Raw genomic sequence first — 21,037 nt, 5'->3', positions numbered from 1 at the left:
CGCTCGCACTAATCCTGCGGCTGATGTTGACGTTCGTTGAGAATGGTCTGGTAAAGGTCGCCATACTCACGGGCCCGGTGTTTCCAGGAATAGTCACCTGCCATGCCGTTCTGCAGCAGCCGGCGCCATTGTTTCCGCTTTCTGAAGCACTCCAGTGCCCGGTTGACCGCATCCAGCAGTGCCGGAGCACTGGCCTCGCTGAACCGGAAGCCATTGGCCTTGTCGATGCCGACTTCCTGAGGGTCCTTCACGGTGTCTGATAAGCCGCCGATTCCATGCACCACCGGTACCGTGCCGTAACGCAGGCTGTACATCTGGTTGAGGCCGCAAGGCTCAAACCGGGATGGCATCAGGAACAGATCGCAACCGCCGGTGATTCGGTGGGATAGCCCCTCGTCGTAACCGAGCGTCAGGGACATCTGCTCAGGCCATTGCCGTGCCAGCAGTTTCAGGGGGTCTTCGTAGCGGGCCTCACCGGATCCGAGAATCACAAACTGGCAACCCCTGTCCAGCAAATCCGGCATCACCCCAATTAACCAGTCCACGCCTTTTTGCTCCACCAGCCTGCCAATAAATCCCAGCAACGGACCACCCTTCACCTCAAGGCCCAGTTCCTGCTGAAGATGGGCCTGGCACTGGGTTTTGTTTTTCAGATGTTCGCGCCCGTAGTGAAAGGCAAGCTCGGGATCGTCCTCCGGGTTCCATACGCGGGTATCAATGCCGTTGAGAATTCCCGTTAACGCCGCCCGCCGATGCCGGAGCAAGCCATCAAGGCCACAGCCAAATTCCGGGCTCTGAATCTCCCGGGCGTAACCGGGGCTGACGGTAGTAATGCGATCGCTGAACACCAGGCCGCCCTTGATAAAGGACAACTGACCATAGAATTCCAACTGGTCCAGCCGCCAGAGTGAATCCGGCAAACCAAGGGCCCGGAAGGTTTCGTGAGAGAAGACGCCCTGGTAGGCGAGGTTGTGGATGGTGAAAACAGTGCCGGGCCGATCCGGGTATGGCTCCAGAAAAACCGGAATAAGCCCGGTCTGCCAGTCATTGCAGTGCACGAGATCCGGTTTCCAGGTCAGCCCGGCTTCACCCATGGCTATCATCGCACCGACCCTGGCAAACAGTTCAAACCGATGGGCGTTATCCCACCAGTCCTGCCCTTCCTCGTTCTTGTAGGGGTTTCCCGGCCGGTCAAACAGCGGCGGACAGTCCACCAGCCAGAGTGTTACTGCCGTGCCAGGGAGCCGGGTTTGCCAGAGGCTGACACTGTATTGCCCGATCTGAAATCGCGACTTTCTCCGGGATCCGGCTTTTCGGGCGGCCTTAATTGCATCTGGGTAGCCCGGCAGCAGAATCTGCACATCGTGTTCAAGCCGGCAAAGAGCTTCTGGCAGGCTGGAAGACACATCAGCAAGGCCACCGGTCTTCACCAGTGGAAAAACCTCACTGGTGGCAAACAGCACCCGGATCATAACGTCGGCCTCAGGACAATCGCGCCTAGTGGCGGCAGAGTCAGCTCCATTGACCAGTTCCGGTTCATCCAGGCCTGTTCGTCCGCAATCATGGGGTAGGGGTTGCCGAGGTTACTGCCACCATAATATTCAGAATCCGAGTTAAAGATTTCCCGCCAGCTTCCGCCCTGTGGCAGTCCGATGCGGTAGTTATGCCGGGGCATCGGCGTAAAATTCACCACGATCACCGAGGTTTCGCCCTTGGCCGTTCGCAGAAAGCTGATGACAGACTGGGGGGAGTCGTGACAGTCGATCCAATCAAATCCTTCCGGCCTGAAACACTCACCATGCAGGGACACCTCCCGGCGATAGAGGCCGTTAAGATCCTGTACCAGGCGTTTGAGGCCCTGGTGCTCCGGATAGGCCAGCAACGACCAGTCCAGTTCCCGGGATTCACTCCACTCCCGGCGCTGGCCGAATTCGCCGCCCATAAACAGCAGCTTGGCACCGGGATAGCCGTACATGTAGGTGAGCAGCAATCGTAGTGAAGCCCGCTGCTGCCACTCGTCTCCTGTCATCTTGTTGATCAGGCTGCCCTTGCCGTGGACCACCTCATCGTGGGACAGCGGCAACAGGAAATTCTCAGTGAAGGCGTACAGCAGGCCAAAGGTCAATTTGTCGTGGTGGTACTGGCGATACACAGGGTCCTGCTGAAGGTAATCAAGAGTGTCGTGCATCCAGCCCATGTTCCATTTCAGGTTGAAGCCGAGCCCGCCGATTTCCGGCGGGCGGGTAACACGTGGCCAGGAAGTGGATTCCTCGGCACAGACCAGGGTGCCCGGGAATCGGCTCTGGCAAACGCGGTTCAGTTCCCTCAGAAAATCGATGGCTTCCAGATTCTCATGGCCACCATGAACATTGGGCAACCATTCGCCTTCCTTGCGGGAGTAATTCAGATAGAGCATTGAGGCTACGGCATCCACCCGCAAACCATCGATGTGGAAGGCGTCCAGCCAGAACAGGGCGCTACCGATCAGGAAGTTCCGGACTTCATGCCGGCCGTAATTGTAAATGAGGGTGCCCCAGTCCTGGTGCTGGCCCTTGCGTGGATCTTCATGCTCGTAAAGAGCGCTGCCATCAAATCGGGCGAGGGCGTGTTCATCGGTCGGGAAGTGCCCGGGAACCCAATCCAGAATAACGCCGATGTTGTGGCGGTGGCACTGGTCCACCAGATAACGCAGGTCGTCCGGGGTGCCGAAGCGGCTGGTAGGCGCGTAGTAGCCGGTGGTCTGATAGCCCCAGGATTCATCCAGCGGGTGCTCGGTTACCGGCAACAGCTCAATGTGGGTGAAGCCCAATTCCACAACGTAAGGGATCAGCTGGTCGGCAAGTTCGCGGTAGGTCAGCCAACGCCCGGAGCCGTGATGACGCCAGGAAGCGGCATGTACCTCGTAGATTGAAATGGGTGAGTCCTGCCAATTCCACTGGCCCCGCCGGGCAATCCAGTCGCCATCGCCCCAGCCAAAGTGGCCACGCTCAGTCACCACGGCGGCGGTGGCGGGCCTCAACTCAAAGGCCTGGCCATAGGGGTCGGTTTTCAAAAGCTGACGGCCCTTGTCGGTGGTTATGGCGAACTTGTATAGGGCTCCGGTACCGATGCCTGGGATAAAGCACGACCACACCCCCATGCCTTCGTGCAGTTTCATGCTGTGGCTGGCGGTTTTCCAGTGATTGAAATCGCCGACAACGCTGATCGCTTTCGCATGGGGGGCCCACACTGCAAACCGGACACCCTCAACACCCCCGCTTTTGCAGACGTGAGCGCCCAATACGTTGTAGATGTGCCAATGCCTGCCTTCGGCAAAGAGATGAAGGTCGAATTCGCTGAGCGTTGGACTATCCATAGACCGTGCTTTTCCTAACCAGGTGGAGCTTCCATTGGACGTTACTGAGCCCGTTTAAAAAATGACTCCAAACAAGTTTACGTCATAATTCCGTGATAGTGTTCTAATATGATTACAGACGTCAAAACCGTGGCAACCCCTTGCGGTTGAACGACCGGTCACAGGAAAAGTTTTGTTCAGGGAAGCAGATATGCAAACGGCCCAACGTTTCGTCAGTCGTCTTACTCGTCAAACCCTCGCGTTAGTTTTAGCCGGAGGCCGGGGCTCCCGCCTTCACGATCTCACCAAGTGGCGAGCCAAACCGGCGGTTCCCTTCGGCGGCAAGTTCCGGATCATCGATTTTCCATTGTCGAACTGCATCAACTCAGGCATCGGCCAGGTTGGCGTAATCACCCAATACAAATCCCATTCCCTGATCCGGCACATTCAACGAGGCTGGGGGTTTCTTCGTGGTGAAATGGACGAATTTGTCGAGCTGTTACCGGCCCAGCAAAGGATCGAAACGTCCTGGTATGAAGGCACTGCGGATGCCGTGCTGCAAAACCTCGATATCATCCGCAGCCACCACCCGGAATATGTCCTGATTCTCGCCGGTGACCATATCTACAAGATGGACTACGGCACTATGCTGGCCGCCCATGTTGAGAATGATGCCGATATCACCGTGGGCTGCATTGAGGTCCCGATCGACGAGGCCTCGGCATTCGGCGTTATGTCGGTAGACGATGAGCTCCGAGTCACCGAATTCGAGGAAAAGCCTGCGCAACCCAAACCCATGCCCGGCCAGCCCGGTAAGGCGCTGGCGTCCATGGGTATCTACGTGTTCAGTACCCAGGTGCTGTTCGATGAGTTGATGCGCGACCATAAGATGGACGGCGAGTCGTCCCACGATTTTGGCAAGGATATTATTCCATCTGTGATCAAGCGGCTGCGGGTAGTGGCCTTTCCGTTCCGGGATCCGGTACAGAATAAGCCTGCCTATTGGCGGGATGTAGGGACCATTGATGCTCTCTGGCAGGCCAACCTGGAGCTGATCGGCATCAGCCCTGAACTGAATCTGTACGATTCCCACTGGCCGATATGGACATACCAGGAGCAATTGCCGCCAGCGAAGTTTATCTTCGATGATGAGAACCGCCGGGGGACCGCAGTGGATTCCATGGTTGCGGGGGGCTGCATTGTCTCTGGCGCCCTGGTGAAACACTCCCTGTTGTTCTCGCAGGTCAAGGTTCACTCTTATAGTGATATCTCGGACTCGGTCATCTATCCGGATGTGGATATTGGCCGCGACTGTCACATCCGAAAAGCCCTGATTGATCGCGGCTGCCGCATCCCGGAAGGAACACGCATCGGTTTCGATGAAGCGGAAGACCGCAAGCGGTTCCATGTGTCTCCCAAAGGTATTGTGCTGATCACGCCCGAGATGCTCGGGCAGGATTACCCTCATGGTCTCTGACACCAAAATCCCGGTTGTGCTTTGTTGGCATATGCACCAGCCTTCCTATCAGGATATGCGCACGGGCCAGTTCCTGTTTCCCTGGGTGTATCTGCACACCATCAAGGACTACAGCGATATGGCGGCCCACCTCGAGAATGAGCCCGAGGCGAGGGCGGTGGTCAATTTTGCCCCGGTTCTGCTTGAACAGATCGAAACCTACCTGGTACAGATAGAACAATGGCGCCACGGTGCAGGGGAGATCGGCGACCCCTTACTTGCGGCCCTGGTGGCAGAGGAGCTTCCGGAAACCGGCACGCCAGCGTTCCTCGGACTCATTGAGAAATGCCTGCGCGCGAACCCGGACCGAATCATCAAACGCTATCCTGCCTTCGCGCGATTGGCCGAGCTGACCGATGTCTACCGGAAAAAACCGGAACTACAACGATATATCTCCAGCCGGTTTCTGTCGGATCTCCTGGTCTGGTATCACCTGGGCTGGATGGGTGAAACCATTCGCCGTGAAAACCATTGCATTCAGAGCCTTCAGGAAAAAGGCCACAACTTCACCATGGACGACCGAAGAGCCCTTCTGAATGTCATTTTCGATGTGTTGTCCGGCATTGGGCCGAGATACCGACACCTGGCACAAAAAGGCCAGGTAGAGCTGTCCGTCAGCCCCTACACCCACGCCATGCTGCCGTTGCTGCTGGAACTGGAATCCGCCCGGGAAGCAATGCCGGACATTAGTTTGCCCGTTCACAACAATTACCCCGGTGGAAACGAGCGGGCAGGCTGGCAGCTCCAACAGGCGAAAACAGTATTCAAGCGGTTTTTCGGCGTTGAGCCGGCCGGCTGCTGGGCCTCTGAAGGGGGCCTTAGCCAGGCCACGCTGGCGTTACTGGATGACCAGGGATTTCGCTGGACCGCCAGTGGGGATTCTGTGGCCCACAACAGCCTGAACCTTGCACGCGAAGAGATTCCGGATCTGCCGGATTCCGGCATCCACCAGCCATACACCTTCGGTGATTCTTCGGTATCCGTTTTCTTCAGGGACGATGGCCTGTCTGATTTAATCGGCTTCAATTACGCCGACTGGCACGCCAGGGATGCCGTGGGCGACCTGGTCCATCACATGGAAAACATTGCCGGGCAGTCCAGGGGCAAGTCCCGACCGGTGATTTCCGTCATCATGGATGGTGAAAACGCCTGGGAATACTACCCCGAGAATGGCTTTCATTTTCTGGATGAGTTGTATCGAATACTTTCCCACCATCCAAGGCTGAAACTGACTACCTACAGCGATCTGATCGAACATCCTGTCGCTGAGCCGGTTCGTCTGCCGCACCTGGTGGCCGGAAGCTGGATTTATGGCACCTTTTCCACCTGGATTGGCGACCCGGACAAAAACCGCGCCTGGGACCTGCTTTGTGAGGCAAAGATCCATTACGATCGGGTGATGGATAACGGCAGCCTCAAGACGGAACAGAAAGAGTCTGCGAGTCAGCAGCTGGCGATCTGTGAGGGCTCCGACTGGTTCTGGTGGTTCGGCGACTACAACCCGGCGCAGGTTGTCAGCGATTTCGAGCATCTGTACCGCCGCCACCTGGTGAATCTGTACGAGATGATCGGTTATCCGGCCCCCCCGTCCGTGTTCCAGCAGCTGAGCCAGGGCAGCGGCGAGCCGGCTCGGGGAGGCGCCATGCGCCCAGGGCATGAGGCGGATAAACCGGCATGACTTCGGCCAGAACCGACGATCTGTTCAGCACCCGCCGGGCCGGTGTCTTACTTCATCCAACCTGCCTGCCGGGGCCTTGGGGTATTCTCGGCGCGAGTGCCCGTACCTTTGTCGACTTCCTGGCTGACAGCAGCCTGAGCGTCTGGCAAACGCTGCCCATCGGGCCAACACACCGGGATCTTTCGCCTTATCAGTCTCTCAGCGCTCACGCCGGCAATCCTGACTTCATCGATTTGTTGGAACTCGTTGAGGTTGGCCTCCTGTCAGAGCGAGAACTTTCGCAGCCCGCACCCGAAGTGCGCCACCAATTGCTGACCCTCGCTGCGGAGCGCTTTTTCAATAATGATGGTACGGGCCTGAGCGGCCTTGATCAGGCTGGTTATCAGCGCTTTCGGGCAACCAACGACTACTGGCTTGACGATTTTTGCCTGTTCTGCGCAATCCGGGAGGTGCAGGCGTTTCCGGCCTGGTTGCAATGGCCTGAATCTCTCAGGGACCGGGATACGGAAGCATTGCAGGATTTTATTGACCAGAACCGCTCCAGGCTCGCCCGGATCCGGTTCGAGCAGTTTCTGTTCCAGCACCAATGGCAGGCTTTGCGGGATTATGCGCGGGGAAAAGGCATTCTGCTGTTTGGTGACATCCCCATCTTCGTTGCCCACGACAGCGCCGATGTCTGGGCCAACCGGCACTTGTTCAAGCTTGATGAGCGAGGAGAGCCCAAGGCAGTTGCCGGCGTGCCGCCCGACTATTTTTCTGTGGAGGGCCAGCACTGGGGCAACCCGCTTTTTAACTGGGAAGCCATGGCTGGCGACGGTTACCAATGGTGGCTTGAGCGTCTTGAAAGCCAACGTCACCTGTTTGACCTGATCCGAATTGATCACTTTCGTGGACTGCAGGCCTACTGGGAGATTCCGGCGGAGACACCAGAGCCCAAATACGGCTACTGGGTGCCAGGCCCCGGGGACCATTTTCTTGAGGCCTGTTTCAGCCGGTTTCCGGATTTGCCCCTGGTGGCCGAGAACCTGGGTATTATCAGCGATGACGTTGAAGAGCTTCGCAAACGGTTCCGGTTGCCGGGGATGACGGTGATGCAATTCGGCTTTGATGGCAGCCCGGATAATCCCCACCTGTTACACAACCATCATCCGCGGGATCTTGTGTACACCGGGACCCACGATAACGACACCACACTGGGTTGGTACCAGAGCCTCGACGACCATACCCGGCGCAACGTCAACAATTACCTCGGCACCTCCGGGGAGGGCATGCCATGGCCGGTTATTGACGCTGCTTTCCGGTCGGTCTGCTCACTGGCCATCGTCCCGATGCAGGATTTTATGGGGCTTGGAACCGAGGCCAGGTTTAACACACCGGGAACTGTGGTAAACAACTGGATATGGCAACTGGACTGGAATCTTTGTCGGAAAGATCTGTCAGAAACTATTGCGGATTCCGTGCGGCAACATGGGCGCCTGCCGCGAGACTGATCGTTTTTTGATCAGCATCAAAAAGGCGCCCCCAATACTTCGATATAAAACACAGGCAGTTTTAACAATTAGCGGTTCTTGATGAGTCATGGGGGAAAACATGGAACACAGACTCAGTAAACGCGTACAGGGAAAGCTTGGCCTGCTGGTGTATAAGCGCGGAATGCCCGTAGCAACCGGCCTGATCCGGGATGCATCAAAGCGGGGCCTGTTCATTGCAACCGACTATACCGATGTGCAGTTAAACCAGACAGTTGAACTTGAATTTCGCTTTCCGGACAAACAGGAAAGACAGTTTCGAAGGCTGAAGGCCCATGTTGTCCGCAAATCCGACAAGGGCATTGGCGTGGACTTCGAGGGAGTTGAGAACGATAGTTTTACGATATCTTCGTTAATGCAGTGGCTGAAAAAACATCATATGGCGATGAACTATTTTCCGGTTCGCCAACAAGCCTACTGAAATGTCATCAAGGAGGATTTCCATGGAACGATTAAAAGGTAAGGTTGCCGTTGTCACTGGAGGCTCGGTAGGAATCGGAGCCGCTACAGCAACCCGTATGGCAGAAGAGGGAGCGGCTGTAGCCATACTCGATTGCCAGGACAAGGATGGCGAGGCTCTGGCCAGCCAGCTTACGGATCGTGGTCTCAAGGCTGGTTACTGGCATTGCGACGTCAGCAAGGAGCAGGAGGTCAAACAGGTGCTGGACAAGGTTGCAGAGACTTTTGGCAGCCTTACGGTGTTGGTTAACAATGCGGGAATTGCAGGTGCTAACAAGCCCACTCACGAACTGACCGAGGAAGAGTGGGACCTTGTCCAGAATGTGAACGTGAAAGGGGTATTTTTCTGTACCAAACACGCCATTCCCCACATGAAAAGAGCCGGCGTGGGCAGCATTATCAATCTGTCATCCATCTATGGCCTGGTAAGCGCCCCGGACATTCCTCCCTACCATGCCTCCAAGGGCGCAGTGCGGCTGATGTCCAAAACCGATGCCATGCTGTATGCCACCGAAAACATTCGCGCCAATTCCATCCATCCCGGGTTTATCTGGACACCATTGGTGGAGGGCCACCTGAAATCTACCGGGCAAGATCCGGAAGAAGCGAGAAAAGCCACCGCTGCGCTCCATCCCGTAGGTCATATGGGAGAGCCTGATGATATCGCCTGGGGCGCAGTGTATCTGGCCTCTGACGAATCCAAATTCGTGACCGGCAGTGAACTGGTGATTGATGGCGGTTACACCGCCCATTAGTGTTCCCACTGACCTGACCGGAGCTAAACCTTGACCTTGGCAGCCTATACTCCGCGGTCCTTGCCGGAATCCCTGAGCGGACTTTTTCAGTTGGCACTGGACCTGCGGTGGACCTGGCACCACGGCAGCGACGAGCTGTGGCGAGCCCTCGATGAGGAAACCTGGGAAACGACCCGCAACGCCTGGCTGGTTCTGAACAGCGTGTCCGGTGACAGGCTGGAGGAACTGGCACAGGACCCTTCATTTCAGCAACGCTACCTCCAACAGCTAGCTGCCCACCACAAATTCGTTAATGCCAGCACCTGGTATTCGGACGATTGTGCCGGGGATCTGGGCCAGGGCATCGCCTATTTCTGCATGGAATACGGCCTCAGCGAATCCTTGCCACTCTATAGCGGCGGGCTGGGTGTTCTTGCCGGCGACTATCTCAAGGCTGCCAGCGATCTGGGACTTCCGGTGACTGCCGTGGGATTGCTCTACCAACAGGGCTACTTTCGCCAGGCGATCAGTACCGATGGCGAACAGCTGGAATTCTATCCCTACAATGATCCTACGATGCTGCCCGTTTCGCCACTCAGAGATGCAGACGACCAGTGGGTGAGGGTGGTTGTACCCTTTCCGGGCAGGCACGTACGTCTGCGAGCGTGGAAAGCTCAGGTGGGCCGCTGCGAACTGCTGCTGCTCGACAGCAATGACCCCCGCAATGAGCCCGGCGACCGGGGGATTACCAGTGAACTTTACACCGGCGACCCGGAAAAGCGCCTGCAGCAGGAAATGGTGCTGGGCATTGGCGGCTGGCGTCTGCTAAGACAACTGGGCCGGCAACCCGGCCTGTGCCACCTTAACGAAGGCCATTGTGCTCTGGCCCTCATTGAGCGGGCCTTCAGCTGGCAGGAGGACCACCAGAGCGACTTTCAGACGGCCCGTACGGCCACCCGGGCAACCAATCTGTTCACCACGCACACCTCGGTTGCCTCCGGCTTTGACCACTTCTCTGGGTCACTCCTCCGGCTTTACCTCGCGCCCTGGCTTGAAGACCGGGATCTGAATCCAGATCAACTGTTAGGTTTGGGCAGTGAGCGTGCCATAAAGGGTGTGGATGCTGACGACCAACGGCTGAACATGGCTTTGCTTGCCTTGAATATGAGCGGCCGGATCAACGGGGTAAGCCGCATCCATCAGAAGGTCACACAAACCATCTTTCAACCGTTTTTTCCACGCTGGCCGGCGGAAGACATTCCGGCAGACTTTGTGACCAATGGCGTGCATACACCCAGCTGGGATTCACCGGAGTCTGATGCTATCTGGACCCGGGCCTGTGGTCAGGACCGCTGGCGCCGTCCATTGCAGATGTCCTGCCCGATGTCGGCAATAACCGACGACGAATTGTGGGAGATGCGACGGCTGCAGCGAAGCCGGCTGATTGGCTACCTCCGTCGACGGCTTTCAAGCCAGCATTGCGAGCAGAACCCGGTCAACAACCACGCCGCCGCTTGCGGGCTGTTGCTGGATCATGAAACTCTGACACTGGGCTTTGCCCGTCGTTTCACTGATTACAAACGGCCCGACCTGCTGCTGAAAGACCAGGAGCGGCTGCTCAGCCTGCTGGCGAGCCGCGACCGGCCTCTACAGATCGTTCTCGCGGGCAAGGCTCATCCCTATGACCAGCGGGGCAAACAGATCATCCGACAATGGAAGGCCTTTTCAAGACGGCCGGATGTGGAAGGCAAAGTGGTGTTCATCGAAGATTACGATCTCGGCGTGGCCAATCAGCTGATCCAGGGCGTGGACGTGTGGCTGAATTGCCCGCGCCATCCCTGGGAAGCCTGCGGCACCAGCGGGATGAAAGTGCTCGTCAATGGTGGCCTGAACCTGTCCCAGTACGATGGCTGGTGGGCGGAGGCATGGAGCGCTGATGTGGGCTGGGCCATCCGCCCGGGTGCCACCTTCGAGGAGCTGCGCAGTTCCAGTGAGCATGATCATACGGACGCCCGGGAACTCTTCGATTTGCTGGAGCACGAGGTGATTCCCGGTTTCTATGATGTGGACGCGCAGGGTCTGCCCCGGAAATGGCTCCAACGGATCCGCGCCAGTATGGACCAGCTCACGGCCACCTATTCAGCGAACCGGATGGTTCGGGAATATGTGGAACGGTTCTACCTGCCAATGGCGGAACAGGGGAAACAGCGAAGCCCGGAGGCAGCGGCAGAAATTTTGAGTGAACACCGGGAGATCGCGAGGCACTGGCCGCGACTGCGCTTCAGCGTGTTCAATGTCACTGAGTCGGCGGGCAGCCAGACCTACGCGGTAGAGGTGTACCTGGATGGTATCGATGAGCAGCGAATTGCTGTGGAACTGGTGGCGGAAGCCTCTGAATACGGGCCAAGAACAGTGACTGCCATGGCGATGCAGCGCCCGCTCAGTGGATCGGCCCACAGCTATCTGTACGAGTGTTCGGTACCGTCACGCCCGGAAGGGCACTATACCCCGCGCTTGCGGGTGCATGATGAACGCCTGAATCTTCCCCTGGAGAACCCCTCCGTACTCTGGCTAAAGTAACAGTCTCCAATCAGGTGCGCCAGAACGCCGGCGACAGCACAATCACCACGCTCAGAATCTCAAGACGGCCCATCAGCATGCCTACTGAAAGCACCCATTTGGCGGCATCGGGCAGTGGTCCGAAATTGCCTGCCGGCCCGATGATATCTCCCAGGCCCGGGCCAACGTTGGTCAGCGAGGTGAGGGCGCCGGAAAGCGATGTAATGAAATCCAGCTGCATGGCCGCAAGGGCTACCGTAATAAGCAAGAGGCAAAGCAGAAAAATGAAGGTGTAGGCGATCATGGACGATATGATTTCATCGCTTACCGCGCGACCGTTGTAATTACGGGTAAAAACCGCACGAGGATGCAGCAAGCGCATCAGTTGCTCACGAAGAATAATCAGCGACAACTGGAACCGGAAAATCTTCATACCACCGGCAGTGGAGCCTGAGCAGCCGCCCACGAACATCAGGAAGAAGAACAGGACAAACGCCAGCGGTCCCCAGGCGGAATAGTCCTCAGAGGCGTACCCTGTGGTGGTTACCACGGACGTCACATTGAACAGAGTCGCGGCGTAATTGTGCAGTGGGTCGAAGGGAACCGGAGATACCAGCCAGCGGTACAACGTCAACAGCATAGGCACAATGAACAGGATCGCCAGGAAAAGACGAACCTGCTGATCCCGGAAAAGCACACCGTGCTGGCCGTGTAACTCCCGCACAAACAGGAAGAAGGGCAGACTACCAAGGATCATGAAAATGGTGGCTTCCATCAGTATCAGATCACTGAACTTGCCCATGGACAAATCAGAGGTGGAGAAGCCGCCTGTGGCAATGCTGGTAAGGCCATGGTTGAACGCATCGAACAACGTCATGCCAGAGAACCAGTAAGTTACCACCGCAATAATCGAGAACGCCACGTACACCAGCAACAGGCCGCGGCTAAGGGTTTTCATCCTTGGCAGGGCCTTGTCTGTCCACTCGGAGGATTCAGTGGCAAACAGGCGCATGCCGCCCACACGCAGGAATGGCAGAACCGCGACGAACATGCCGATGATCCCTATACCACCGATCCATTGCAGAATCGAACGCCAGATCAGCAGATCCTTATCCATGGTATCCAGCCCACTGAACACGGTTGCGCCAGTGGTGGTTATACCGGACGTGCCCTCAAAGAACGCATCTGCTGCAGAAATTTTCAGATCGCTCAGATAAAAAGGCAGAGAGGAAAACAGCGCAATAATCAACCAGGACGAAACCGTAAGCACAAACATGTAACGAGGCTTCAGATCCCGGGGTTTCCGGTAGGTTGTGGCCATGCCCAGAATGCCCAGGCCACAGACAATAGCAGCCGATTCCGCAAATGCCAGGGCATTCGGTGTTACGGAGCCTGCAAGCAAAATGACAGGCAATGTCATGAATATGCTGAGTAGCACAAACATGACGCTGACAATGAAAATGACGGGGTAAAGATTTCTCAATGGAAGCTCGAGTCAGCTGATACCGGGGGACGGCGTCAGAATACCTGTGGCTTTGGGTAACCGCAAGGTAACGGCCCGCGCAACCGGGAATTACCGGGGAATTAAATTGGTGTAAATTTCGGGTAAATGCGGATCTTCCTGATGGCAAATACCGTGAGTCTGGTGCAAGTTCACTCTTGTACACCGAATGATTCGGTAAAGGAGAAACGATAATGAAACATGCACGTTCACTCGCCGTTGTATTTGCTTCCAGCCTGGCGGCTGCGGGCACTGTCAGCGCCCAGGATATGTACAAATCTGGTGTTGGCGGACTCTACACGGGACTCAACTACACCTTCATGAGCCTAGAAAGTGGCAACGCGGATGCCGATGTCGGTACGCTCTCGGCCAAGGTCGGAGTTATGGCGACTCCGTTCCTCGGCATTGAAGCCCGCGGTGGCTTTGGTGTGGATGATGACCGGATTGGCGGGGTAGATTACTCGTTAGACAACTTCTTCGGTGGTTACGCCACCTTTAACCTCGTAAACGAGTCTCCAATTACGCCTTATGCCGTTCTCGGCTTTACCCGGGTTGAAATTGAGGCGGACTCACCCTTTGGTACTGCAACGGAGGATGAATCCGATGTTTCCTACGGCATCGGCATGAACATGGAGTTTGCCCCGAACCTGTCCGGAAACCTCGAGTATATGCGTTACTATGAGGACAGCGATGCCGAAATTGATGGTCTGGGTGTCGGCATTCAGTTCAACTTCTGAGACCAGATCACCGGGGAGACTGCTTGAACCATCTGGCCCACGTATTTCTTGCGCCTGATTCACCCGAAGCCCGGGTGGGAAGTATCCTCGGTGACTTTGCCAGGGGTGTCGATATCTCGGCACTCCCGGACGCGGTGAGGCGGGGCGTTCGCCACCATCGGGCGGTGGACAGTTTCACGGACCAGCATCCCGATGTCCTCGCCAGCAAACAGGTTTTCTCCCGGCAACGTCGGCGGTTTGCAGGCGTTGCTCTGGATATTCTTTACGACCACTTCCTCCTCAAGCACTGGAGCCGGTTCAGCGAAGTTGAGCAAGACCAATTTATCCACCTCATTTACTGGGAATTGCAGGAGCACGAGCACCTGATGCCGTCGTCCATGGCAAGGGTTACCCGAAGGATGGTCGGGTACGACTGGTTTGGTGCCTACAAGGACCTGGAGCGGGTAGGCTACGCCCTTGATCGCGTTGCGGATCGCATCCGCTTCCGCAACAGTTTTGCCGGTATCATCACGGAGATCCAGGCGAACCAGGCTGAGCTGGAACAGAATTTTCTTTCGTTTTTTCCGGATTTACAGAAGTTTGCAGGGGATATTGAATGAGGTTTTTGAACAAGACAGTGCTGGTTACAGCGTTGTTCTGTTTTTCGACGTTACTGTATTCAGCAGACTCCGACGAACACCGTGAGAACCGCACTCCGGAAGTCCTCGGTTTTGTTGAATGGGTGGTAATGAAAGATACCGCCCTTCGGCTCAAATCCCGCCTGGACACCGGCGCCAAAACGTCGTCCTTGCATGCCGTCAACGTGGAGCCATTTGAAAAAGAGGGTGAAGAATGGGTGAGCTTTCAGATTCCCCTTGGCGACCACGAAGATCAGCCCACCGAAGGCGAGATAGAGCACGAGAGCATCATCCTGGAGTTTGAGCGCCCGGTTGAGCGAACCGTTCTGATCAAACGCAAAGGTGCGCCATCCCAGAGACGATACGTGGTGCGCATGGAGTTCTGTATTGGGGGTAGCATTCACGAAACCCAGTTTTCACTGGCCGACCGGGGCCGATTTTCCTACCCCGTACTGCTTGGTCGACGCTTCATGCGGGATGACCACATTCTTGTGGACTCCACCGACAGCTTCATGGCCAGCAAAGAATGCGATTACAGTAGCCTCGAGGAACTGGCAGAGGAGAGCCAAGCTCAGGTAATCCGCTGAGCTTTGTCTAACCCCCGCCCAGTGCCGCTTTTTCCATTTCGAGGTAAACACGATAAGCGTTCGCCTTGTTGGACGCCTCGAATGCCGGCAGGTTTTCGTAGCGGGACCAGTCCGTTTGTTCATAGGCATCTTCGAACTCGATCCACGCCTCAACGGCAGTGCCCATGCGGTCCCGGACATACGCCAGATAGTCATAGGTGAAATTCAGGGCGCCCATGGCATTTTCCGATGCCTTGCCATGGCCGGGTATCAGGACCCGCGGATTCAGTTCCCTGACTTTCTCGATGGCCCTCATCCAGTTCGCGGTATTAACTTCGGAGCTGGCAAGGAACGGAACCCGTTCATTCTGGATAATATCGCCGGAAAACAGAACACCGGAAGGCTCCACCATCATCAGGCTGTCATCCGGTGAATGGGCCGGCCCCGCATGAACGAGACGGAACCGGTAATTACCGGAATCCAGCACCATTTCCTCCTCAAAGGTAACATCAGGAGCGATTACCGTGGTGTTGTCATCTACCCAGGGTGAGAGCGCCTGTTTACGCTGTTCCAGGCGTTCGCCCGCATCCGGGCTGTTGATATAGAGACTTGACGCTTCCTGGGCAATGACCTTCGCTTTGGTCAGCTCCCTGAAGGCTTGGAGACCGTATACATGGTCCGCATGATAATGACTGATCACAACATGGCTTATGGGTAATTCCGTCAGTTCTCGTATTTTATCGATCATTGCCGCACCGAGACTTGGTGTTCCCAGGGCATCGAACACCACGACACCCTCCTCGGTTATTACAAATCCTGCATTGGCCGTGAAACCTTCGTTCTGCTTACCCGGAACCCCCGACTGACCAGAGAAATAGTAAACGTTGTCCGCGCTCACTGGCTCTGCCTCAATTGAAATAGAGAGAGGGGCATATCCCGAAGAGGATCCGGCCGCCAGAGCTACGGACCCGGTCAGCATTGCGGCAGCTATTCCGGCAGATGTCATACTGATTCTAATTTTTTTTGCCAACATCTCGGCCTCTCCTTTTGCATTTGCAGGGCCTATAAGTGTCTGTTTTAGCCATGATTAATGTCAATTCCCCAGTATTCAAAAGACAGCTTTCCCGATGAAGATCCTGTGAATCAGGGTTCAGAAACCTCTTGTAACCTGATCGCGAGGGGTCTATAAATAAATTATATCCTTATAACAGAAACAACAAGACCGTCTGTCAGTCCTGTACTGAATGTCGGCCGACTGCCCCGAAAGGGTATCGAAGGAGGAGAAAAATAATATGCTCGGCAAACTCCGCCGACTCAACCAGGGTGTATCCAAAATGGCCCTGGAAGAGTCAGAACGTTTACCCTCATCAGAACGCAGACGTTTTCTCAGAAGCGGCCTGTTCACTGCCGGTGGCGCCATGGTTGGAGGTGCCCTCGCAGGCATTGCTCCGAGGGCTCTGGCGGCGACACAGTATCCGCCAGAAATTCCATCGTGGACCCGAACTCTCGGATCAGGCGTGGTTACCGATCCATACGGTGTTCCCTCTCCCTTCGAAAAGGAGGTCATCCGTAGGAACGTACCCTGGCTAACCGCCGACAAAATCTCGTCAATCAGCTTTACTCCACTTCAGCACCTGAAAGGCATCATCACTCCAAACGGTCTTTTCTTCGAGCGCCATCATGCCGGCCGACCGGAAATCGACCCTCAGCAACACCGCCTGATGATTCATGGCCTTGTAGAACGCCCGATTATTCTTTCCATGGAGGATCTGCAGCGATTCCCCAGCGTTTCGCAGATCAACTTTATCGAGTGTCCTGCCAACGGCGGCATGGAATGGCGTGGTGCCCAGCTCAATTCTCTCCAGTTCCTTCACGGCATGGTTAGCTGTGCCGAATGGACCGGTGTTCGGCTCTCCACGCTGCTGCAGGAAGCCGGTATCAAGCCGGAGGGAAAGTGGTTGTTGGCAGAAGGCGCAGACGGTGCCGCCATGACCCGGAGTATTCCTCTCGAGAAAGCCCTTGATGATGTGATTGTCGCTTATGCCCAGAACGGTGAGGCTCTGCGTCGGGAGCAGGGCTATCCAATCCGCCTGGTAGTGCCGGGCTGGGAAGGAAATACCCATGTGAAGTGGCTGCGCCGGCTGGAAGTGGGCGACAAGCCATGGATGCAGCGTGAGGAAACGTCCAAGTACACGGATCTGATGCCGGACGGCACAGCCCATGGCTTCACCTGGGTTATGGAAGCCAAGTCAGTTATTACATCGCCGTGCCCTGAAATGCCGTTAACTGGCAACGGCATCCACCAGATTGAAGGTCTCGCCTGGAGCGGCCGCGGCAAGGTGAAAGCGGTTGATGTATCGGTCGATGGTGGTCAGAACTGGCAGCAGGCGCAGCTGCGGGAACCGGTGATGTCAAAATCGCTGACCCGCTTCTCCCTTGAGTGGAAGTGGGACGGCACCCCTGCGTTGCTGCAGTCGCGGGTGATAGATGAAACCGGGTATGTGCAGCCAACGCTGACTCAGCTCATAGAGGCTCGTGGCACCAACTCGATCTATCACAAGAACTCGATCCAGACCTGGCAAGTCAACGCAGACGGGAGTGTGGTCAATGTTCAGCTTTCATAAAACCCCACGCCTGATTGCCAGTACCTGTTGCGGTGTCCTTCTGGCCTCAATTCCCCTTGTCGGCGCTGCAGAGCAGACCGGGCGCTACGGGTACGGTGAACCCGCAACGGATGAACAGATTGCCGCCTGGGACATCGATATTCGCCCCGACGGCATGGGACTGCCCGAAGGCAGCGGCACTGTCGACGAAGGCATGGCCATTTTCGAGACGCAATGTTCGTCGTGTCATGGTTCCTTCGGCGAAGGCATGGGGCGCTATCCCAAGCTTGCGGGTGGGGAGGGCAGCCTTACCGAGGACCGACCGGAAAAAACAGTGGGCAGTTTCTGGCCCTACGCCTCCACCCTGTGGGACTACATTCACCGGGCGATGCCGTTCTTTGCCCCCCAGTCCCTGACCGATGACCAGGTTTATGCCTTAACGGCCTACGTGCTGAATCTCAATTACATCGTGGACGGCGACTTCGTCGCCAATAAGGAAACACTGCCGAAGGTGGTGATGCCCAATCACGATAACTTCACCTGGGACGATCCGCGGCCGGTCGTGAACAACGATCGTTGCATGAAGGATTGCAAAGAGGAGGCAACCGTATCCGACTCCGCGGCGGGCAAGAACCTGACACCAAGCACAACCGGCCCCCTCGATGAGGGGATAACACAGTAAAGGCTGATCAGGAGCACAAGGCTCCAAAACGCGTGCCGAGGAGGACTGCGTGATGCGAAAGGGCTTGATTTCCGTGTGCTTGACCACACTCGCACTGAGTGCAACTGCGCCAGTGTTCGCCGAACCGACCCAGGCTGACATTGACCGGGGAAAGGAACTCGCTTTCAGCCGGAAGGATGGCAACTGCCTGGCCTGCCACCAGATGGATGACGGCAAGCTGGCCGGCAACATCGGCCCGGAACTGGCGGATATGGAGACTCGTTATCCGGACCGGGAGATTCTGTTCAAACGTATCTGGGACGAAACCCAGTTCAATCCGACGACGGTGATGCCGCCATTCGGAAGACACATGATCCTGGGCAAACAAGAAATAAACCGGATTGTTGATTACCTGTATACGCTCTAAATGCGGAGGAGAAGTTACCGTGACTGACCAAAGGCGAAGAGGTTTTTTAAAGGGGATGCTGGGCGCTGGCGTTGCTGGCTTTGCACTGGGTTCCGGCATTGTGCCATTGCGCGTCCAGGCAGCGACAGCCCCTGATGCGTCCGACTGGCCACAGAAGGCGTTCAAGACACCGGGGGTTGATGCAACCATTGCCGAGCTCTACGGGATGGAGGCCACAGAATCTGATCAGATCACCATGGACCTGCCAACCATTGCCCAGAACGGCGCAGTAGTACCTGTGACTGTTGAGACCACGCTTCCGAACGTAACCGGCATTGCCTTGCTGGTCGCCAAGAACCCCAATGCCCTGGCGGCCTCTTTCGAAATTCCGGAAGGCACACTGCCATTTGTTTCGAACCGCCTGAAGATGGCGGAAACGACAGATGTGGTGGCAGTCGTGATTTCAGATGGCAAAGCCTACAAGGCGACCCAGAACGTGAAAGTTACCGTTGGCGGCTGCGGCGGCTAACAGCCAACCGGACAGGAGAAGAACAATGGCGTCCAGTATCAGAGTTCGTGCAGTAGAGAGTGGCGGTGTGACATCGCTGAAAGCCCTGGTTCGACACCCTATGGATTCAGGGTTTGTAAAGGATTCAGCGGGCAATGTCATTCCTGCCCATTTCATCCAGGTTCTGACCGTTTCCCATAATGGCAAGGACGTATTTGTTGCCCAATGGGGCCCGGCGGTATCCAAGGATCCGTTCCTGGAGTGTCGATTCAAAGGGGCCAAAAAAGGTGACGAGCTCACCATCAGCTGGATCGATAACGAGGGTGAAAGCGATTCAACCACCGCAACGATCGCCTGAAGATTGTCGGCGGGCAGGGTCATCCTGAACCGCCGAAGAGGAGGATTGGACATGCTGAAAGCGAAAATCATTCTGGTCGCTCTCGGAGCGGCACTGGCAGTGCCCCAGGCATTGGCGGGTTCGACACCGGAAGAAGATCGGAAGGAAACGGTTGAATACTTCAAGCAAATGTTCCCGGAAGTCCCTTTCGAGGACTTCGTGAACGGCCAGTACGCGCTGAACGAAGACCGCCGCAGCCAGTGGGAATCCATGCAGGATTTCCCGCCCTATGAATTTGCGGTTGCGGAGGGGCAGGAGATGTTCGAGACCCCGTTTGCCAATGGCAAGACCTACGCCAGCTGTTTCGAAAACGGTGGCATCGGGATCCGGCAGAACTATCCGTACTTCGACACGGAGAAGAACGAAGTTATCACCCTTGAGCTCGCCATAAACCGCTGCCGCGAAGCCAATGGTGAGGAGCCCCTGAGATGGAAGAAAGGGGCGATCGCGTCAATTTCCGCTTACATGGCATCCACCTCCCAGGGCAACCCCATCAACATAAAGGTGCCGGATGACCCTGATGCGATGACTGCCTACCAGGATGGCAAGGAGTTCTACTATAGCCGTCGGGGACAACTGAATTTTTCCTGCGCCAGCTGCCATGTCCAGAATCCGGGCAAATGGATTCGGGCAGACTTTCTGTCGCCGACCGTGGGCCAACCGGCAAACTTTCCGGTGCACCGTTCGAAATGGGGCGAGCTCGGTACGTTGCATCGCCGGTTTGCCGGCTGCAATAACAATGTTCGGGCAGAACCGCTGCCAGCTCAGAGTGAGGAATACCGGAATCTCGAGTACTTCCTGACCTATATGAGCAATGGTCTGCCAGTCGTCGGACCGGCAACCCGGCCGTAGTCAGCTATGGAGAGGGAGAATCGCAATGAACAAGCCTTTACTGACAATCGGTATCTCGCTTGCACTGTCCGCACCGGTGGCTGCCCAGGCTGGCCCCAAAGAGGACTTCAATGACGTCTACTCGAAGGCCCAAAGCACCCATGAGGACGCAGGCACTTTCCAGTGGACCGTCACCTCGGACCGGTTGAAGGCAGCAAAGTCTGCTGCCGAAAACGGCGACTTCGACAAGGCCAGATCCATGGCCCAGGAGGCGCTGAATCTCGCCAAAGAATCCGTCGCACAGCGTCAACAGCAACAGGAGGTCTGGCGCAATGTTGCCATAGGAAACTGACGCTGGGCGCGAAATCTGACCGCCTTTCCCGGAAGGACCCGGGGAAGCC

20 protein-coding genes are annotated in these 21,037 nt (G+C 56.4%); 16 read left to right on the top strand and 4 right to left on the bottom strand.

The annotated features are described in order from the left end of the window. Positions 1-8 precede the first annotated feature (8 nt). The gene (glgA, locus tag CLH62_RS00805) at positions 9-1,472 is read right to left on the bottom strand and encodes a glycogen synthase GlgA (protein WP_099616262.1); all 1,464 of its coding nucleotides are present in this window, start codon (positions 1,470-1,472) and stop codon (positions 9-11) included. Next, entirely contained in the window at positions 1,469-3,355 is a 1,887-nt protein-coding gene (gene glgB / locus CLH62_RS00800) for a 1,4-alpha-glucan branching protein GlgB (protein ID WP_099616261.1), read from the bottom strand. Before glgB ends, glgA begins: the two co-directional genes overlap by 4 nt. A gap of 190 nt (positions 3,356-3,545) precedes the next feature. Between glgB and glgC the strand changes: the two genes are divergently transcribed. The 6 genes from glgC to glgP all read left to right on the top strand — a co-directional run bounded on the left by glgC (position 3,546) and on the right by glgP (position 11,830). Further along, positions 3,546-4,811 carry a glucose-1-phosphate adenylyltransferase gene (gene glgC / locus CLH62_RS00795; protein ID WP_099617578.1) on the top strand — a complete coding sequence of 422 codons (1,266 nt, stop codon included), beginning with the start codon at positions 3,546-3,548 and terminating at the stop codon, positions 4,809-4,811. Then, positions 4,801-6,528, top strand: coding sequence for a glycoside hydrolase family 57 protein (locus CLH62_RS00790; RefSeq protein ID WP_099616260.1), 1,728 nt, complete (start codon positions 4,801-4,803; stop codon positions 6,526-6,528). The genes glgC and CLH62_RS00790 overlap by 11 nt, the downstream gene beginning before the upstream one ends. Beyond that, positions 6,525-8,018 (top strand): 4-alpha-glucanotransferase, encoded by a 1,494-nt coding sequence (malQ, locus tag CLH62_RS00785; RefSeq protein ID WP_099616259.1) that lies wholly within the window; start codon positions 6,525-6,527, stop codon positions 8,016-8,018. Before CLH62_RS00790 ends, malQ begins: the two co-directional genes overlap by 4 nt. A gap of 100 nt (positions 8,019-8,118) precedes the next feature. Continuing rightward, entirely contained in the window at positions 8,119-8,478 is a 360-nt protein-coding gene (locus CLH62_RS00780; protein WP_099617577.1) for a PilZ domain-containing protein, read from the top strand. Between the two features lie 22 nt (positions 8,479-8,500). Continuing rightward, positions 8,501-9,271 carry an SDR family NAD(P)-dependent oxidoreductase gene (locus CLH62_RS00775; protein WP_099616258.1) on the top strand — a complete coding sequence of 257 codons (771 nt, stop codon included), beginning with the start codon at positions 8,501-8,503 and terminating at the stop codon, positions 9,269-9,271. Between the two features lie 36 nt (positions 9,272-9,307). Further along, the gene (gene glgP, locus CLH62_RS00770) at positions 9,308-11,830 is read left to right on the top strand and encodes an alpha-glucan family phosphorylase (RefSeq protein ID WP_228152739.1); all 2,523 of its coding nucleotides are present in this window, start codon (positions 9,308-9,310) and stop codon (positions 11,828-11,830) included. 10 nt (positions 11,831-11,840) lie between these two features. Here the strand turns inward: glgP and CLH62_RS00765 are convergent, their stop codons facing one another. After that, positions 11,841-13,253, bottom strand: coding sequence for a TrkH family potassium uptake protein (locus CLH62_RS00765; RefSeq protein WP_099616256.1), 1,413 nt, complete (start codon positions 13,251-13,253; stop codon positions 11,841-11,843). 251 nt (positions 13,254-13,504) lie between these two features. Here CLH62_RS00765 and CLH62_RS00760 point away from each other — a divergent pair, with 251 nt between their 5' ends. Genes CLH62_RS00760 through CLH62_RS00750 form a run of 3 tightly spaced genes read left to right on the top strand, consistent with a single transcriptional unit; the run spans position 13,505 to position 15,251 of the window. After that, a complete protein-coding gene (locus CLH62_RS00760; protein ID WP_099616255.1) occupies positions 13,505-14,047 on the top strand; it encodes a porin family protein in 543 nt (180 codons plus the stop codon). 23 nt (positions 14,048-14,070) lie between these two features. Continuing rightward, a complete protein-coding gene (locus CLH62_RS00755; RefSeq protein ID WP_099616254.1) occupies positions 14,071-14,646 on the top strand; it encodes an acyl carrier protein phosphodiesterase in 576 nt (191 codons plus the stop codon). Further along, positions 14,643-15,251, top strand: coding sequence for an ATP-dependent zinc protease family protein (locus tag CLH62_RS00750; RefSeq protein ID WP_099616253.1), 609 nt, complete (start codon positions 14,643-14,645; stop codon positions 15,249-15,251). Before CLH62_RS00755 ends, CLH62_RS00750 begins: the two co-directional genes overlap by 4 nt. Before the next feature lie 7 nt (positions 15,252-15,258). Here CLH62_RS00750 and CLH62_RS00745 read toward each other — a convergent pair whose 3' ends face one another. Beyond that, positions 15,259-16,128, bottom strand: coding sequence for an MBL fold metallo-hydrolase (locus CLH62_RS00745; protein WP_211285619.1), 870 nt, complete (start codon positions 16,126-16,128; stop codon positions 15,259-15,261). A gap of 394 nt (positions 16,129-16,522) precedes the next feature. On the opposite strand from CLH62_RS00745, the gene soxC reads away from it, so the two are divergent. Genes soxC through CLH62_RS00710 form a run of 7 tightly spaced genes read left to right on the top strand, consistent with a single transcriptional unit; the run spans position 16,523 to position 20,988 of the window. Then, positions 16,523-17,854, top strand: a complete 1,332-nt coding sequence (gene soxC, locus CLH62_RS00740; RefSeq protein WP_099616252.1) for a sulfite dehydrogenase — start codon at positions 16,523-16,525, stop codon at positions 17,852-17,854. Continuing rightward, positions 17,838-18,515: a c-type cytochrome gene (locus tag CLH62_RS00735; RefSeq protein WP_099616251.1), complete on the top strand. Its 678-nt coding sequence runs from the start codon at positions 17,838-17,840 to the stop codon at positions 18,513-18,515. The genes soxC and CLH62_RS00735 overlap by 17 nt, the downstream gene beginning before the upstream one ends. A 52-nt stretch (positions 18,516-18,567) precedes the next feature. Then, a complete protein-coding gene (gene soxX, locus CLH62_RS00730; protein ID WP_099616250.1) occupies positions 18,568-18,921 on the top strand; it encodes a sulfur oxidation c-type cytochrome SoxX in 354 nt (117 codons plus the stop codon). Between the two features lie 19 nt (positions 18,922-18,940). Continuing rightward, positions 18,941-19,429, top strand: coding sequence for a thiosulfate oxidation carrier protein SoxY (gene soxY, locus CLH62_RS00725; protein WP_211285618.1), 489 nt, complete (start codon positions 18,941-18,943; stop codon positions 19,427-19,429). Positions 19,430-19,454: 25 nt separating this feature from the next. Continuing rightward, positions 19,455-19,766, top strand: coding sequence for a thiosulfate oxidation carrier complex protein SoxZ (gene soxZ / locus CLH62_RS00720; protein WP_099616248.1), 312 nt, complete (start codon positions 19,455-19,457; stop codon positions 19,764-19,766). A gap of 51 nt (positions 19,767-19,817) precedes the next feature. Continuing rightward, a complete protein-coding gene (gene soxA, locus CLH62_RS00715) occupies positions 19,818-20,657 on the top strand; it encodes a sulfur oxidation c-type cytochrome SoxA (protein WP_099616247.1) in 840 nt (279 codons plus the stop codon). 25 nt (positions 20,658-20,682) lie between these two features. Continuing rightward, complete coding sequence (locus CLH62_RS00710) at positions 20,683-20,988, top strand: hypothetical protein (protein ID WP_099616246.1); 306 nt, start codon at positions 20,683-20,685, stop codon at positions 20,986-20,988. Positions 20,989-21,037: the final 49 nt, after the last annotated feature.

The organism is Marinobacter guineae (assembly GCF_002744735.1).
GTDB lineage: Bacteria > Pseudomonadota > Gammaproteobacteria > Pseudomonadales > Oleiphilaceae > Marinobacter > Marinobacter guineae.
The sequence above is the reverse complement of the archived record's forward strand: the minus strand, read 5'-3'. Positions and strand labels throughout refer to the sequence as shown.

What these genes read in the sequence shown, in the direction of transcription:
- glgA (WP_099616262.1), bottom strand. Translation starts at nt 1,472, where the DNA reads ATGATCCGGGTGCTGTTTGCCACCAGTGAGGTTTTTCCACTGGTGAAG.
- glgB (WP_099616261.1), bottom strand. Translation starts at nt 3,355, where the DNA reads ATGGATAGTCCAACGCTCAGCGAATTCGACCTTCATCTCTTTGCCGAA.
- glgC (WP_099617578.1), top strand. Translation starts at nt 3,546, where the DNA reads ATGCAAACGGCCCAACGTTTCGTCAGTCGTCTTACTCGTCAAACCCTC.
- CLH62_RS00790 (WP_099616260.1), top strand. Translation starts at nt 4,801, where the DNA reads ATGGTCTCTGACACCAAAATCCCGGTTGTGCTTTGTTGGCATATGCAC.
- malQ (WP_099616259.1), top strand. Translation starts at nt 6,525, where the DNA reads ATGACTTCGGCCAGAACCGACGATCTGTTCAGCACCCGCCGGGCCGGT.
- CLH62_RS00780 (WP_099617577.1), top strand. Translation starts at nt 8,119, where the DNA reads ATGGAACACAGACTCAGTAAACGCGTACAGGGAAAGCTTGGCCTGCTG.
- CLH62_RS00775 (WP_099616258.1), top strand. Translation starts at nt 8,501, where the DNA reads ATGGAACGATTAAAAGGTAAGGTTGCCGTTGTCACTGGAGGCTCGGTA.
- CLH62_RS00765 (WP_099616256.1), bottom strand. Translation starts at nt 13,253, where the DNA reads ATGTTTGTGCTACTCAGCATATTCATGACATTGCCTGTCATTTTGCTT.
- CLH62_RS00760 (WP_099616255.1), top strand. Translation starts at nt 13,505, where the DNA reads ATGAAACATGCACGTTCACTCGCCGTTGTATTTGCTTCCAGCCTGGCG.
- CLH62_RS00750 (WP_099616253.1), top strand. Translation starts at nt 14,643, where the DNA reads ATGAGGTTTTTGAACAAGACAGTGCTGGTTACAGCGTTGTTCTGTTTT.
- soxC (WP_099616252.1), top strand. Translation starts at nt 16,523, where the DNA reads ATGCTCGGCAAACTCCGCCGACTCAACCAGGGTGTATCCAAAATGGCC.
- CLH62_RS00735 (WP_099616251.1), top strand. Translation starts at nt 17,838, where the DNA reads ATGTTCAGCTTTCATAAAACCCCACGCCTGATTGCCAGTACCTGTTGC.
- soxX (WP_099616250.1), top strand. Translation starts at nt 18,568, where the DNA reads ATGCGAAAGGGCTTGATTTCCGTGTGCTTGACCACACTCGCACTGAGT.
- soxZ (WP_099616248.1), top strand. Translation starts at nt 19,455, where the DNA reads ATGGCGTCCAGTATCAGAGTTCGTGCAGTAGAGAGTGGCGGTGTGACA.
- soxA (WP_099616247.1), top strand. Translation starts at nt 19,818, where the DNA reads ATGCTGAAAGCGAAAATCATTCTGGTCGCTCTCGGAGCGGCACTGGCA.
- CLH62_RS00710 (WP_099616246.1), top strand. Translation starts at nt 20,683, where the DNA reads ATGAACAAGCCTTTACTGACAATCGGTATCTCGCTTGCACTGTCCGCA.